The organism is Phenylobacterium sp. SCN 70-31, assembly GCF_001724605.1.
In the GTDB taxonomy this organism is placed as follows: Bacteria; Pseudomonadota; Alphaproteobacteria; order Caulobacterales; family Caulobacteraceae; genus Phenylobacterium.
Map to the genome: position 1 here is coordinate 1 of NZ_MEEX01000029.1, position 14,750 is coordinate 14,750.

The following is a 14,750-nucleotide window of genomic DNA, read 5'->3' on the forward strand; positions in this document are numbered from 1 at the left end:
CCGCGGAGAGACGCGGAAGGCGAAGCTGCGCTTTCCGCGCCCTTCCGCGTTTTCCGCGGTCCCATGACCGAGCCTCCGCTCCCGCGGAGGCTCAGGACAACCAGGCCCCTTGCGGGCCCCTTCCGTGTTTTCCGTGTCTTCCGTGGTTCCAACAGACGCAACGTCCACAGCTCCACGGCGTCCCCCGTGTAGGCAGAGCCCTCGCACGACGCGCGCCCACCAATCCGCATGAGCCCCTTCCCCTCGTCCAGGGAGAAGGCGCGGCCTCGTGACCTCGCCACGTGTCGGCGCCGGCGGACCCGCGCCTAGCGGACGCCGGCCTTCTCCAGATCGGTCCCGAGGTTGCGGGCGGCCGCGAGGAAGCGCCAGGCCGCCGCGGCCTGGACCACCAGCAGCGCGGTCATCGCCCAGCGCAGGGAGTCGGCGCCCGCCGCGGCCTTGAAGGCGTCGCTGAGCAGGCCGATGGCCTGCGGTCCCAGCCCCATGCCGATCACCGCCATGATGAGCAGCAGGAAGGCCGAGGCCGTCGAGCGCATCTGCGGCGGGACGATCGACTGGATGGTGGCGTAGGTGGGGGCGGCGAAGGCGTTCGAGAGCAGGCTCGGGATCACCAGGGCGACCAGCGCCAGCGGGAAGCTGGGGGCGAAGAAGACCGCGGCGTTGAACGGCACGCACAGCGCGACCGTGATGGCCGGGAGCCAGGCGAACCAGCGGGGATCGCGGCGGCCCAGCCGGTCGGCGAGGTTGCCGAAGACGATCGTCCCGATCGCGGCGGCCAGCCCGCCCATCAGGCCCAGAGACAGGCCCAGCTGCGCCGTGCCGACCCCGAACGTGCGGATGAAGAAGGTCGGCGACCACTGGGTCACGCCATAGGCGGTGAAGGCCTGGAGCGCCGCGGCGTACGACAGGGCCCGGAACGAGGGGATGGCCCAGAGCCGGGCCAGCACGCTCAGGGTCGAGGCGGCGCTGCGGCCGCCCTCGGCCGGCGGGTCGGCCGGCGCGGCGCTCGTCCCTTCCCGGACGGGTTCCCGCACGAAGAGCAGCAGCACGACCATCAGGACCAGCCCGGGTGCGCCCGCCACGATGAACGCGACCCGCCAGTTGAAGAGTTCGTTCACGATCCCGCCGATCGCCAGGCCGAACAGCACGCCCAGCGGCGCGCCGGCGGACAGCACCGCCAGGGCCGTGCTTCGGCGGCCGTGCGGGAACAGGTCGGCGAGGATGGAATGCGACGGGGGCGCGCTGCCCGCCTCGCCGACCGCGACGCCGATCCGGGCCAGCATGAGCTGCCCGAACGACTGTGCGAAACCGCAGAGCGCGGTCAGGCCGCTCCAGGCGAAGAGGGCGAGCGCGATGATGTTCCGGCGCGAGAAACGGTCGGCGGCCCGCGCGATCGGAATGCCCATCACCGCGTAGAAGAGGGCGAAGGCCAGCCCCGAGAGCAGGCCGAGCTGGGTGTCGTTGAGGCCGAGGTCCTGCCGGATCGGCTCCATCAGGATCGAGAGGATCTGACGGTCGGTGTAGTTCACCACATTGATCAGGAAGAGGACGGCGAGCGCGCCATACGCGCCCTTGGCCACGGCGGCCTTCGCCTCTGTGTGAGGCGACCGTCCGGGCGCACTCTCCCCGCGCGCGTCCGCAGACGCGTCCGAACCCGCCATGATCCCCTCCCTGGTCCGGCGGCGTCGCCGCCGCCGTCGCCGTCAGCGTCCGGTGAAGACCGGCGCGCGCTTCTCGACGAAGGCCTGCGAGGCGGCCTTGTGGTCGTCGGTGCCCATGGTGCGGATCATGTGCATCGCCTCCAGGTCCAGGACCTCGGAGAGGGTGGCGTGGTCGGCGGCGTTCAGGTTCCGCTTCATGTACCCGACCGCGATGGTGGGCAGGCTGGCCAGATGGGCCGCGAAGGCCGCCGCCGCCGCCGGCAGCTCGGCCGCCGGAACGGACCGGTTGACGACACCGAGCGCCGCCGCCTGCTCGCCGGTGATGACGTCGGCGGTGAAGTACAGCTCGCGCGTCTTGGCCGCGCCCAGCAGGTGGCTCAGGAAGTACGAGCCGCCGAAGTCGCCGGACACGCCCACCTTCGAGAACGCTGTGGTGAGCTTGGCGGTGTCGGCGCAGATCCGCAGGTCGCAGGCCAGGGCCAGCGACAGGCCCGCGCCCGCCGCCGGACCCGGGATCACCGCCAGGGTGGGCTTGGGCATTTCGTGCAGCCAGCGCACGGACTCCATGCTGGCGCGCAGGCCGGCCACCTTCTGCTCCATGCCGGGCGCCGCAGCGGCTCCGTCGCCGCTTCCGGCCGCCGCGAAGCCCTTCACGTCGCCGCCCGCGCAGAAGGCGCCGCCCGCGCCGGTCAGCACTACGGCCCGCACCTTGGGGTCGGCGGCCAGCCGGGGCAGCGCCTCGGACAGCCCCTGGATCATCTCGCTCGTGAGGGCGTTGCGCGCCTCGGGGCGGTTCATCGTCAGGGTGGCGACCCCGTCGGCGAAGGCTTCCAGAAGATGATCGGCCACGGCGTCCTCCGTTATTTTAAGAACCAGAATTCTGATTCCTATATGAGCCGGCGTGGCGTGGGTCAATCACGCCGGCGGGTGTCTATCCCTCGCGGGCGGGAGCCCGAGCGTCGCCGTCGCCATGAGCGTCAGCGACTTCAGGAAGAACGCGTTGTCGATCTCGCTGCTGATGCTGACGTTGAGCAGGCGGTGGATGATGGCGCCCTCGACGGCGCTCAGGCAGACCGTGCAGAACGGCTCGAGATCGGGTCGGTCGACCTCGGGCGCGTGCGCGCGCAGGAATGCGGCGAGGCGTCCGGCGGCGAGTTTCGAGGCCATCCTAAGCTCGGGCCAGTCCTCGGCGGCTTCGCCATCCAGGCTCCGCTGGTAGAGGGCGCGGAAGAAACCTGCGTTGTGGGTCATCACCGACAACGTCGACTTCACATAGGCCCCGACGAGCTGGGACGGGCCCTCGTCGGCCCAACGGGGAAGGGCGAAGAACCGCTCGATGTTCTCACGCCCCCGGAGGGCGAAACGTCGCCGCAGCGCCCGGAACACCGCATCCTTGTCGCGAAACCGCAGGTAGAACGCGCCGATGGAATAGCCTGCGGCGGCAGCGATGTCGGTGACGTGCGCGTTGTGGTAGCCGCGGCTGGCGAAAGTGGCCTCGGCCGCTTCCAGCAGCCGTTCCTGCGCGATCCGGCTGCGCTTCTGCCGCGCGGGCGACACGCCGTCCAAGTCGTCGAATTCCAGAGGCGTCGGCTTCGTCATGGCCCCGGGGGGAACGGATGCAGGGAATGCGCCGGTGGGACGATCCTGATTCCCTCCGGCGGGCCGAGCATGCCGGGCGAAGACCACAGGGTCCAGCGCCCCGGAAGTTTCGGACGCCATGCCATTCTGCCTTGTCGCTTGAAAGTCCTGCGGAAATCGTCGGTCGGCCGCTGGCGCCGACCCGCATCGCGCAAGAGACAGGCGCCTGCGGGCGCATCGCTGCGCATCCGCGTGCGTTCACAGTCCCCTGAGCCGCGCGAAGCAGGTAAGTTCGGAACCCAGCTCAAGCTTGGACGCTCACCGCCTTACGATGAAGTCTCTGCCCAACATCCTCACCGGATCCCGCCTCGTCATGGCGCTGTTCATGTTCGTGGCCTTCGCCGCGGCGGCCGGAGCCGTGCCGTACTGGTCGAACCGGCTGACGCCCGAGGCGCAGTTCGCCCTCCAGCGATGGGCGGTCTACGCCTTCGTGCTGGCGGCGGTGACCGACTTCTTCGACGGCTGGCTGGCCCGCAAGCTCAAGGCCGAGAGCGTCTGGGGCGCGATCCTCGATCCGATCGGCGACAAGGTGCTGGTCTGCGGCGCCATCCTGGGCCTGATGAGCCTGGGCCCCCAGCCGATGGTCGTGCTGCCGGCCGGTCTGATCCTGTTCCGCGAGTTCACCGTCAGCGCGCTGCGCGAGGTGGGGGCGGGCAAGGGCGTGAAGCTGCCCGTCACGCTGCTGGCCAAGTGGAAGACGACGCTCCAGCTCACCGCGCTCACCTTCGAGCTGATCGTGGCCGCCTGGGGCGCCTTCAGCCTGCCGGACGGCACACCGCTGCGCGCCGGCTTCGAGTGGGTGGCCCACGGCCTGCTGTGGGCGGCCACCCTGGTCACGCTCGTCACCGGCTTCCAGTATTGGGCGCAGACGCGCAAGGCCCTGGCGGAATAGGTCAGCTCATCGGGCTGGCCGGCGGCGGCGGCTCGGGCAGGGGGATGAACTCCTGGTCGTCGGCGTCGGGCAGCTTCATGCGGCCGGCGCGCCAGTCGGCCTTGGCCTGTTCGATCCGTTCCTTGGACGAGGAGACGAAGTTCCACTCGATGAAGCGCGGCCCCACGGGCTCGCCGCCCAGCAGCATGACGATGGCGTCGGTGGCGGCCGTGAACAGCACCGGCTCGCCGGGGGCGAACACCGCCATCTGGCCGGCGCGCAGGGTCTGGCCCGCGACCTCCACCTCGCCTTCGGCCACATAGGCGGCCCGCTCGGGATACTCGGCCGGCAGTTCGCCCTGGCCGCCGGCCTTCAGCCGCCAGTGGCAGTAGAACATCGGCGAACGGGTCGCCACCTTGGCCTCCGCCCCCCAGCCCTTGCCCGCCACCAGCCGCGCCCACAGCTTGCCGTCCGGCGTCTCGAAGGTGGGCAGGTCGGCCGGCCCGTGGTTGGCGAACGCGGGGTCGATCTCCTCCTGCCCGTCGGGCAGCGCGACCCAGGCCTGGATGCCGTGCATCTTGCCGCCCTGCGCCCGCAGGGTCTCGAACCGTTCGGAATGGGTGATCCCGCGCCCGGCGGTCATCCAGTTCACTTCGCCCGGATGGATCGCCTGGATCGCGCCCACGCTGTCGCGGTGGGTGATCTCGCCGTCGAAGAGGTAGGTGACGGTCGACAGCCCGATGTGCGGATGCGGACGCACATCGACCTTGCGGTCGAACCCGGCCTGGAACGCCACCGGCCCCATGTGGTCGAAGAAGACGAACGGCCCCACCATCCGCCGCTTCGCATACGGCAGGACGCGCCCCACCTCGAATCCGCCGAGGTCCTTGCGGCGCTGGTCGATGACGAGTTCGATCATGGGCGGTTCCTTCGCAGCGTCCGGGGCTGTGTCAGGGATTGAGCGGCGCCAGCCTCACGAACGCAACCGTGGCCGGGCCGGGATCGACGCCGTTGCGCGTCCCTTCGGCGGTCCAACCCGCCCACTGGCTGCGGGTGACCACGACGAGGCCGCCGGGCGCGACGGCGGCCAGGGCGGGATCGGGCAGGGCCTCGCCGGCCAGCACGCTCTCCACCGCCTCCAGCCGTTCGCAGTCGGCGCTGATGCGCAGCCGCAGCAGGCGATAGGGCTCCCGGCCGTTGTAGGTGGCCGCGACGTCCAGCGTGTCGCGCAGGCGCAGGGAAACCAGGCCGTCCAGGCCGGCGATCCGACCCTCGGCCTTGACGGGCCGGCTGGTTCCGTCGGCCAGGTCCAGGCGGTGCAGGCCGGTGCGGTAGTCGGAGACGATCATGGCGTCCAGCGGGCACAGCACCATGCCTTGGGCCGAAGTCGCGCCCTCGGGCTTGCCGACCAGCCGGGGCGCCGCGGCGCCGGGCGCCAGGACCCAGACGGCGCCGGTGGCGCTGTCCGACGCGTAGACCGCCCCCGCCGGATCGACCACCACGTCGCCGAAGGTTGTCGCCGGCGCCGGAGCGGGATGGCGGGCCAGGATGCGCCCGTCCGCCAGGGAGATCTCCAGCAGGCCCGTGCGCTTCCCGCCGGACCCTCCGGGCACGCCGTCGCCCCAGGCCTCCGCGGCCCAGAGCACGCCGCGCCGTGCGTCCACGGCCAGGCCGAACACCCCGCCGGTCGCCGGATCGTCTTGCAGGAACGGCGCAAGCCGGCCGTCCTCGATGCGGAAGATCGTGCGGGCGGCGACCGCGCTCACGAACCACTGTCCCTGATGGTGCGCGACACCTTCGATCAGGAGGTCGCGACGCTCGTCGGCGGCCAGGACCTCGACCGCGGGCTCCGCTGCGAGGGCTGACGTCGCGGTCAGGAACAGCGCGGCGGCGACGCTAGCCCTGGGCGCTGACATAGGGGCTGACGAGGCCCAGGGGCGCGGCGGTGGTGTTCTTGACCGAGCGGATGACGATGCGGCTCTCGATGTTCGAGACCAGCCCCAGCGACAGGATCCGGTCGCGGAGGAAGTCGTCGAAGGCGTGCATGTCGCGGGTGACGATCCGCAGCTCGTAGTCGCAGGCTCCGGTGACGGTGGCGCACTGCACCACCTCGGGCAGCTTGCCGATGGCCGTTTCGAAAGCTTCCAGGTTGTCCTTGGTCGGAAGGCTCAGCTTGACCGTGCAGTAGACCTCGAACCCCAGGCCCAGACGCTCGCGGTCCAGGATGGTCACGCGACGCTGGATGACCCCCGCGTCCTCCAGCCGCTTGATGCGCCGCCAGCACGGAGACGAGGACAATCCGACCCGATCGGCGATCTCGGCGACGGACAATCCGGCGTCGTGCTGGATGAGGTCGAGGATCTTGGCATCCACAGCGTCGAGAGCCTCAGACAACTTTTCCTCCGGGCCACGCCACGACTGCATATCGTTCTTGCCCCGGAACCACTGGCCGGGGGCATGCTTTTGGCAAGCAATTGCGGCGGTCTTATATGATCGTGCAGGGCGTTAGGGGAGGGCCGAAAGGAAAAAAATTGCGATGCGCCACCAGGAAGTGACGCTCGACGACAAGTTTCTGCTCACGGACGGTCGAGTCTTCATCACCGGCGTCCAGACTCTCCTGCGCGTCCTCATGGATCAGCGCCGGCTGGACCGGGCCGCAGGCCTCGACACGGCCGGATTTGTGTCCGGATACCGGGGCTCGCCGCTGGGCGGGCTGGACCAGCAGGCGCACCGGGCGGGCCGGTTCCTGAAGGACGCGGAGGTCGTGTTCAAGGAAGGCCTGAACGAGGACCTGGCCGCGACCGCGGTCTGGGGCAGCCAGCAGGCGAACCTGTTCCCGGGCGCGCGCTACGACGGCGTGTTCGGCATGTGGTACGGCAAGGCGCCGGGAGTGGACCGGACGGGCGACGTCTTCAAGCACGCGAACTTCGCCGGCGTCTGGCCGAAGGGCGGCGTGCTGGCGGTGGCCGGCGACGACCACAACTGCAAGTCCTCCACCCTGCCGTCCCAGTCGGAGTACGCCTTCCAGGATTTCGAGATTCCGGTGCTGTCGCCGGCCGACGTGCAGGAGGTGCTGGACTACGGCCTGCTGGGCTACGCGCTGAGCCGCTTCTCGGGCCTGTGGGTGGGCATGATCGCGCTGGCCGACACCATGGATTCGGGCGCGACCATCGACGTCTCGCTCGGCCGCCATCGCTTCGTGACGCCCGAGGGCTTCCGCCAGCCCGCCGGGGGGCTGGGCATCCGCCTCAAGGACCAGCCGCTCGACAAGGAGCGGCGGCTCCGCACTCAGAAGATCCCCGCCGCCCTGGCCTTCGCCCGCGCCAACCGCATCGACCGCGTGATGCTGGGCGGCTCGCGTCCGCGGCTGGGCATCGTGTGCCAGGGCCAGGCCTACAAGGACGTGATCGAGGCGCTGGCGGCCATGAGCCTCACGCCCCAGGAGGCGGCCCGTCTCGGCGTGGCCATCTACAAGGTCGGAATGCCCTGGCCGCTGGAGCCCATCGGAATCCGCGCCTTCGCCGCCGGCCTCGAGACCCTGATGGTGATCGAGCACAAGCGGCCGCTGATCGAGGGCCAGGCCCGCGCCGCGCTCTACGACCTGCCGGCCCACGCCCGGCCGGCGATCGTGGGCAAGACCGACGAGAAGGGCGCGCCGCTGCTCTCGGAGCTGACGAGCCTCTCGGTGGCCGAGATCGCGCTGGCCATCGCCGACCGCCTGCCCGCCGGCGCGCACATGGATGGCGTCTACGACTATCTGAACCGGGTCTCGGCCGCCTCGATGGCCGCGGTCACGCTCTCCAGCGACCAGCAGCGCAAGCCCTTCTTCTGCTCGGGTTGCCCGCACAACTCCTCGACCCGCCTGCCCGAAGGCAGCCGGGCGCTGGCCGGGATCGGCTGCCACTACATGGCCAGCTTCAGCGATCCCGCCACCGACCTGAACAGCCACATGGGCGGCGAGGGCCTGTCGTGGGTGGGCGCCTCGCCGTTCACCGACGAGCCGCACGTCTTCGTCAATCTGGGCGACGGGACCTATAACCACTCGGGCTCGCTGGCGATCCGCGCCGCCGTCGCGGCGGGGGCGAGCATGACCTACAAGCTGCTGTTCAACGACGCCGTCGCCATGACCGGCGGCCAGCAGGCCGAGAGCGGCTTCACGGTTCCCCAGATCACCCGACAGCTCGCCTCGGAAGGCGTGAAGAAGGTCGTGGTCGTGGCGACGGAGCCCGAGCGGTATGCCGACGTGCGCGACCTGGCCCCCGGCGTCGAGGTCTTCCCCCGCAGCGACCTGATGAAGGTCCAGCGCCAGCTTCGCGAGACGCCCGGCGTCACCGTGCTGATCTACGACCAGGTCTGCGCCACCGAGAAGCGGCGGCGGCGCAAGCGCGGCAAGATGGCCGCCGCGCCCATGCGGGTGATGATCAATCCCCTGGTCTGCGAGGGCTGCGGCGACTGCTCGGTGAAGTCGAACTGCGTTTCGGTCGAGCCGCTGAACACCGAGTTTGGCCGCAAGCGGAAGATCAACCAGTCCACCTGCAACCAGGACTATTCGTGCCTGGACGGCTTCTGCCCCTCGTTCGTCACCCTGGAGGGCGCCGAGAACGCCCATCGCGAGGCGATGCCGGCGCTGACCGCCGATTCCACGCCGCTGCCGACGTTCGAGACCCTGTCGGGCGTGCGCAATATCGTCTTCACCGGCGTCGGCGGCACGGGGGTGACCACGGTGGCCTCGATCCTGGCGATGGCCGCCCACGTGGACGGGCGCAGCGCCTCGGTGGTCGACATGACGGGCCTGGCCCAGAAGGGCGGGGCAGTGTTCAGCCACGTGCGCATCGGCGAGACCGAGGCGACGGTGGTCGGGGGCCGCGTGCCGGCGGCCAGCGCCAACGTCCTGATCGCCTGCGATCTGCTCTCGGCGGCCGGCGCCGACGCGCTGGCGCTCTACGCCAAGGACCGGACCGTGGCGGTGGGCAACGCCGACTTCGCGCCCACGGCCGATTTCGTCACCGACCGCGACGTGCGCTTCGACGCCGACGAGCAGGGCCGCCGCATCGCCGGGGCGGTGAAGAGCTACGACTCGGCGCCCGCCAGCCACCTGGCCGAGACGAACCTGGGCGATGCGATCTACGCCAACATGATCATGCTGGGCTTCGCCTGGCAGAAGGGCGTGGTGCCCGTCTCCAGCCGCGCGCTCTACCGCGCTATCCGGCTGAACGGCGTGGAGGCCGAAGCCAACCTCCAGGCCTTCGAACTGGGTCGAATGGCCGCCCACGATCCCGACGCCCGCGGCCCCCGCGAGGACGATGTCCCCACGCCCGAGAAGATGAGCCTTGACGAGCTGATCAACGGCCGGGCCGGAGAGCTGAGGGCCTATCAGAACGACGCCTATGCGGACCGCTATCTGACCAAGGTGGGCAAGGTCCGCGCCGCCGAGGCGTCCTTGGGCTCCACCGAGCTCACCCACGCCGTGGCGGTCAGCCTCTACAAGCTGATGGCCTACAAGGACGAATACGAGGTGGCGCGGCTCTACACCGACGGTCGCTTCGCCGCCTACCGCGCCGAGACCTTCACCGGCGGCAAGGCCAAGGTCTGGCTGGCCCCGCCGCTGCTGGCCCGCAAGGGGCCGGACGGCAAGCCGGTGAAGATGGCCTTCTCGCCCTGGATGCTGGACCTGGCGTTCCCGGCGCTGGCCAGGCTGAAGGGCCTGCGTGGCGGCCCGCTGGACGTCTTCGGCCGCACGGCCGAGCGGAAGATGGAGCGCGGCCTGATCGCCGACTTCGAGCGTGACATCGACCGCCTGCTGGCCGACCTGACGCCCGAGCGGCTGCCGCTGGCCGCACGGATCGCCAGGGTCCCGCAGCAGATCCGCGGCTTCGGCCACGTGAAGGAGGCCTCGCTCGGCCCGGCGAAGGCCGAGGCGAAGCGGCTGTGGAAGCAGTGGGAGACGGCGCGTGAACGGGAGGTGGCTACCGCCTGACCGGCTTGCCGCCGCCGCGCTACGCCTGCTTGTCTATCTCGGCCATACGGCGTCCATACCGTCGAACATCTCCTGGACTGTTTTCGCTTCCGAGACGGCGGACTTTGCCGCTTCGAGCGGCCCGCGGCCCTCCGACGCGCGGCCGCGTTCCACCGCCGCTTCCAACTCCGCCTCCAGCCACTCGTCCGCATCGCGGTCCATGGCGGCGCATACGCGCTGCCGCACTTCGGCAAACGTGATCGGCGGGCCTTCGACGAGGTCCAGTTCCAGGATGTGGACGACGTCGTCCGTTTGACCGAACAGGGCCAGAAGGAACTGAAACCACATAGGAGTCTTCCGGCCGACGCGCCGCACGTCCTGCACGAGGAAGCGGCGGCCGGCGTTGTCGACGATCTCGGAGCCGTCGAGGAGGCCGCGGGCCAGTTCGCCTTGGCTCACCTGATGCAGATCGACCGGCGAAGCAAATCCTCGAAACCTCTCGCCCTCGCGCCGGCCGTCGCGGGCGAGCGGTTTCCAGAAGCCCAGTGCGGGATAGGCGAGGTCCGGCTCTCGCATTTTATCTGCGGCGCTCAAGCTCGGTTTCATCGGCGCCTGCTCGGCCAACCGCCATCCCGCTGTGTCCAGCCGACGAGACATAGGCCGCCTTCGCCCATTGAGGCGTTTCGTGCCAGAGGAGTTCCGCAGGGTTGTAGGGCGGGTATCGAACTCCGCCCTGCGTGTAGGGGCCGTGCATTCGCCCGTGGTCGAGGTTGCCCCTCGTGCCTTTTATGAAAGGAGGCTGGTTCTTGAGCCAGTCCGGTGCGTTCGAACTCTGCTTGAGCAACCAATGATGGCCGGGCTGTCCCGGCTTCAGAAATCCCTGCTGCCCAAGCCACTTGCGCATACCGGGTTCTTCCCAGGGTGCGGTTCGCCAAGCGTGAGGACCTGCGAGTTTGAGCCCGCCCTTTGCAAGTCCTGTGAGGATGGCCTTGGCAAGCACGACATCGGACGCGGCCAGTGCGGCGTTCACCGCGGCGCCGGAATAATTGCGGTCTTCGAGGTCGGCGAGCGCCTCCTTTCCTGATCCCCATATGGGGATCATCGATTCCAACGCCCCGGGGTGATCGAATTTGCGACGATCGGAAGGGGGTTGCGCCCCTTGCATCGGGGGTCCCGATAGCGTTGGCGGAACGCCCGCTGCGGCTGCGCGTCGTTGCGCCTCAGACGTCGCCTGTTGCGCGTTGATCGCCTGCTGTCTGCGCACCACTTCCTCGTACGGACCCTTAAGCTTGTCCGGAACCGGGCGCGGTTGATCGCCTCGTGCATATGAGCCTGAACCTGCCAAGATTCTCTCCTCGTGTTCGCGCCGCGAACGCCCTTCTCGGCACTGGAGAAGTATGGCTCAAATCAATCGCGAAGCAAAGAACAAAAGAAGAACATAATCTGGCGTCCCAGGCGTCCACGACTGTTTGCAAGCTCGATGAAGATTCTATCTGAGCCCGGCCATCCCCACCTCCACCGTGACCTTCCCGCTCGGCCCCTCCACCACGCGGAGTTCGGCGTCGGAGTCCACCTCGCCCAGGTCGACGTCCTCGCGCGGCGCGATCAGCCACGTCCGATGACCCGCGACGGCCAGGACGATCCTGCCCGTCCCCCAGGTGTCGGCGGCGTAGCCCTTGAGCGCGGCGTACATCGGGTTGCGCCGCCAGGCCTGCGGGTTGGCAGGGTCGCATCGGGCGATGAGGCGCAGGCCCTGGGCGTCCTGGTCGAGGACCACCTTTGTCTGGTCGGGGCGGAAGCGGTGCGGCATCTCCGGGTCCATCAGCCAGACGCATTCGAAGGTGCGGCAACCGCTCGGGCGGGTTTCATAGATCCCGCATCCGACGCCGGTCTTCTGGTGGGCGCAGGTTCGTCCCGCCGGTTTGTCCAGTTCGCCGACGGCCAGGACCCGGCAGCACAGGGTGCAGGGGCCGCAGGCCTTCACCGCGAGACGCCCACCCAGATCACGTGCCGCGGCCCTTTGCCCGAGGGGCTGGCGCCCACCTTGTGCTCGGAGACGGCGAACCCGGCGCGGCCGAACCGGCGGGCGAAGGCGTCGTCGTGGCCGGCCGACCAGACGGCGACGACGCCCCCCGACTTCACCGCCCGCTTCAGGTTGGCCAGGCCCGCCATCCCGTAGAGTCCGTCGTTGGCGTCGCGGTTCAGGCCGTCCGGGCCGTTGTCCACGTCCATCAGGATCATGTCGTAGGGCGGCCGGGCCTCGGCCAGCCGGTCGGCCACGTCGCCCTGGACGATCCGGGCGCGGGCGTCGGCCAGGCTGTCGCCGTACAGCGGCGCGAGATGACCGGCGGCCCAGGCGATCACCTCGGGGACCAACTCGGCCACCACGACCTGGGCGTCGGCGGGCAGGTCGGCCAGGGCCGCGCGCAGGGTGAAGCCCATGCCCAGGCCGCCGATCAGGACGCGCGGCGCTGGCCGCTCTCCCGCTTTCGCCCACGCCAGGCGGAAGAGCGCCACCTCAGAGCCGTAGAGCCGGCTGTTCATCAGCTCGATCCGGCCGGACATGATCGAATAGTCCTGGCCGCGCTGCATCAGCTTGAGCTCGCCCCCGTCGGGAATCGGGGCGGTGTCGAGGTGTATCCAGGGATTCATCGCCCCAGCCTTACAACGTCGGGGGCTATGGCGTCAGGCGGCGGCGGGCTCGGCTCTCTGCCGAGCCGGTCCGGGTTGCAGGCCGGCGGGGGCCGACCTCGCCGCGGGCGGGACGAGGGTCGGCGGCGCGCGCCCAGGCGCGACGGCTTCGGCGCGGACGATCCCGCCCTCAAGGAAGCAGCGGCGGTCGAGCGAGGCGATGGACGGCATGGGGGCTCCTCGGAGCGCGGCTATGGCCCCGTTCGCCGGTTTCGTGAAGTTAAGGTTGCGTAAGCTCCCCCAGGACACGGCGGACTTCGAGCAGGCCGCCTTGCCTCAATGAGTCTGGTGGATCGTGACCGTCTTCGAGAAGCGGCCGGCCTTCGCGTCCTGCTCCCGCACGAAGACGTAGAGGCGGCCGGCGTCTCCCCAGGCCATCCCGAGGGCCGGGTCGGAATCCACCTGGAGAAGCAGACGCCAGGCCCTGGCGGCCCGCCGGATCGCCGGCGCGATCTCGGATTCGGTGTGCGAGGGGAGCAGGTCCCGGCGGGCGAACTCGCAGGCGATCGCCATCTGCTCGCTCTGGATTTCGGAAGGATACCCGCCGATGCGATGCTGGATCTCGTCGCCGAACGGCGCGTCCGGCAGGTTGCTGAGGTGGTCCAGTTCGGCGTCGGTGAGATCGGTCTCGGTCAGATCGACACCCAGCCAGTCGAGGCTGGGTGTCGAGGCGTACTGCTCGAAGGCGACACGTCGTTCGGGGAATCGGAGGGCGCGGAGAGGCGGAGGTCGGGGTTCTCCGGGAGCTTCCACGTGAAAGCTCACCTGCACCTGATCGGCATAGCCGTAGCCTTCGGGATCGACGAAGGCGTACAGCCGGCCCGCATCCGGCAGCCATTCGAGGCGCATATGCGGCTGGAAGGCCGAAAGGTCGATCTGCCCCAGGAAGGCGCAAGGGCGACCGCGAACTTTAGGCCAGGACGCGCCGGGAGGCAGATCGGGATCGCCGCCAAGCTTCGAGAATCCGGTGGCGGACGTCGGAACCAACAAGAGGGTGTCCCTCGCCAACCTGCGCATGCGCCCTCGCAGTCGCGGGGCGTCCCGGCTGCGCCGCGTCGCCTGCCGGGCCGGACGAGGACCACCTCGGCCGGAGAGCCATTGCGCCGCCAGCAGGATCCCGAGGCCGGCGCCGGCCAGGACGACCACCGCGAGCGCGCGCGATCCCAGCTCCCACAGACCTTGGAGGTTCGTCACTGTCGGGTGCGCTCGTTGTGCGAATCCACCGCCGTAGCAACGCCGGTCGGTCCCCAGACGTGGGCACGCTTGGCCCAGTCAGGCGAACCGCGCCAATATCGCTCGACAGGACCGTATTGCGGCAAGCCCTTGTAAGAGCCGTGGATGCGCATGTGGTCCGCCACGTCGCGCGTCGCTGTGATATTCACGGGATGGTTCCTGATGATCTCGGGCACGATCTTACCCCAGCCCTTGTGGGGAATAATGCCATGGTGACCATGCTGACCGGGTTGCAGCATCCCATTGCGGCTCATCCATTTCCGCGTCGCATTCCAAGTATGAGAACCGGTCTTACCTAGTCCCTTTGCTCCGGCTTTAAGCGCATAGGCGCCCGGGGCAAGGTCAGATACGGCCAGCCCCGCATTTGCGATGGCGCCTACGATATCGCCATCGTACGCATCGGCCACAGCTTCACGCGCAGAACCCCAAACAGGTATGAAGGACTCGGCGACACCAGGGTGCTTTCGGTACCACGCCTCCTCCTGTTTCGCGTTGTGGGCCCGCTGTCTCGCGATCGCTTCCTCGTAGGAATCCTTAAGGCCGTCTGGAACCGAGCGTGGTTGATCGCCTCGGGCGTACGAGCCTGAGCTTGCCATTTTGGTTCTCCGGTGAAGCTGTCAGGGGGAGCCGCGAGTGATGCTGCAACGCGACGAGGCAACATAATTCCAACTCCACGAGAAGTAAAGAACAAAAAGAGAAC

15 protein-coding genes are annotated in these 14,750 nt (G+C 69.3%); 2 read left to right on the plus strand and 13 right to left on the minus strand.

The genetic code is table 11. The features are described from left to right. Positions 1-305: 305 nt before the first annotated feature. The 3 genes from ABS78_RS18660 to ABS78_RS18670 all read right to left on the minus strand — a co-directional run bounded on the left by ABS78_RS18660 (position 306) and on the right by ABS78_RS18670 (position 3,260). Positions 306-1,580, minus strand: coding sequence for an MFS transporter (locus tag ABS78_RS18660; RefSeq protein WP_293382919.1), 1,275 nt, complete (start codon positions 1,578-1,580; stop codon positions 306-308). 123 nt (positions 1,581-1,703) lie between these two features. Next, entirely contained in the window at positions 1,704-2,510 is an 807-nt protein-coding gene (locus ABS78_RS18665) for an enoyl-CoA hydratase-related protein (protein ID WP_293382922.1), read from the minus strand. Between the two features lie 66 nt (positions 2,511-2,576). Continuing rightward, positions 2,577-3,260: a TetR/AcrR family transcriptional regulator gene (locus ABS78_RS18670; protein WP_293382925.1), complete on the minus strand. Its 684-nt coding sequence runs from the start codon at positions 3,258-3,260 to the stop codon at positions 2,577-2,579. A 310-nt stretch (positions 3,261-3,570) separates the two neighbouring features. On the opposite strand from ABS78_RS18670, the gene pgsA reads away from it, so the two are divergent. Next, positions 3,571-4,191 (plus strand): CDP-diacylglycerol--glycerol-3-phosphate 3-phosphatidyltransferase, encoded by a 621-nt coding sequence (gene pgsA, locus ABS78_RS18675; protein ID WP_293382928.1) that lies wholly within the window; start codon positions 3,571-3,573, stop codon positions 4,189-4,191. A 1-nt stretch (position 4,192) separates the two neighbouring features. Here the strand turns inward: pgsA and ABS78_RS18680 are convergent, their stop codons facing one another. Genes ABS78_RS18680 through ABS78_RS18690 form a run of 3 tightly spaced genes read right to left on the minus strand, consistent with a single transcriptional unit; the run spans position 4,193 to position 6,564 of the window. Beyond that, a complete protein-coding gene (locus ABS78_RS18680) occupies positions 4,193-5,089 on the minus strand; it encodes a pirin family protein (protein WP_293382931.1) in 897 nt (298 codons plus the stop codon). 31 nt (positions 5,090-5,120) lie between these two features. Next, positions 5,121-6,086 (minus strand): hypothetical protein, encoded by a 966-nt coding sequence (locus ABS78_RS18685; RefSeq protein WP_293382934.1) that lies wholly within the window; start codon positions 6,084-6,086, stop codon positions 5,121-5,123. Continuing rightward, the gene (locus tag ABS78_RS18690; protein ID WP_293382937.1) at positions 6,067-6,564 is read right to left on the minus strand and encodes an Lrp/AsnC family transcriptional regulator; all 498 of its coding nucleotides are present in this window, start codon (positions 6,562-6,564) and stop codon (positions 6,067-6,069) included. Before ABS78_RS18690 ends, ABS78_RS18685 begins: the two co-directional genes overlap by 20 nt. A 142-nt stretch (positions 6,565-6,706) precedes the next feature. Here ABS78_RS18690 and ABS78_RS18695 point away from each other — a divergent pair, with 142 nt between their 5' ends. Continuing rightward, positions 6,707-10,147 (plus strand): indolepyruvate ferredoxin oxidoreductase family protein, encoded by a 3,441-nt coding sequence (locus ABS78_RS18695; RefSeq protein WP_293382939.1) that lies wholly within the window; start codon positions 6,707-6,709, stop codon positions 10,145-10,147. A 33-nt stretch (positions 10,148-10,180) separates the two neighbouring features. Here ABS78_RS18695 and ABS78_RS18700 read toward each other — a convergent pair whose 3' ends face one another. The 7 genes from ABS78_RS18700 to ABS78_RS18730 form a co-directional block, all read right to left on the minus strand. Next, positions 10,181-10,720, minus strand: coding sequence for a hypothetical protein (locus ABS78_RS18700; protein WP_293382942.1), 540 nt, complete (start codon positions 10,718-10,720; stop codon positions 10,181-10,183). Then, positions 10,704-11,237, minus strand: a complete 534-nt coding sequence (locus ABS78_RS18705; RefSeq protein ID WP_293382945.1) for a hypothetical protein — start codon at positions 11,235-11,237, stop codon at positions 10,704-10,706. Before ABS78_RS18705 ends, ABS78_RS18700 begins: the two co-directional genes overlap by 17 nt. A gap of 378 nt (positions 11,238-11,615) precedes the next feature. After that, positions 11,616-12,110, minus strand: coding sequence for a YkgJ family cysteine cluster protein (locus tag ABS78_RS18710; protein WP_293382948.1), 495 nt, complete (start codon positions 12,108-12,110; stop codon positions 11,616-11,618). Continuing rightward, a complete protein-coding gene (locus tag ABS78_RS18715; protein ID WP_293382951.1) occupies positions 12,107-12,778 on the minus strand; it encodes a spermidine synthase in 672 nt (223 codons plus the stop codon). Before ABS78_RS18715 ends, ABS78_RS18710 begins: the two co-directional genes overlap by 4 nt. Before the next feature lie 33 nt (positions 12,779-12,811). Further along, positions 12,812-12,988 (minus strand): hypothetical protein, encoded by a 177-nt coding sequence (locus tag ABS78_RS18720; protein WP_293382954.1) that lies wholly within the window; start codon positions 12,986-12,988, stop codon positions 12,812-12,814. A gap of 105 nt (positions 12,989-13,093) precedes the next feature. Beyond that, positions 13,094-14,011, minus strand: a complete 918-nt coding sequence (locus ABS78_RS18725) for a YwqG family protein (RefSeq protein ID WP_293382957.1) — start codon at positions 14,009-14,011, stop codon at positions 13,094-13,096. Further along, a complete protein-coding gene (locus ABS78_RS18730) occupies positions 14,008-14,646 on the minus strand; it encodes a hypothetical protein (protein ID WP_293382960.1) in 639 nt (212 codons plus the stop codon). Before ABS78_RS18730 ends, ABS78_RS18725 begins: the two co-directional genes overlap by 4 nt. Between the last annotated feature and the right edge of the window lie 104 nt (positions 14,647-14,750).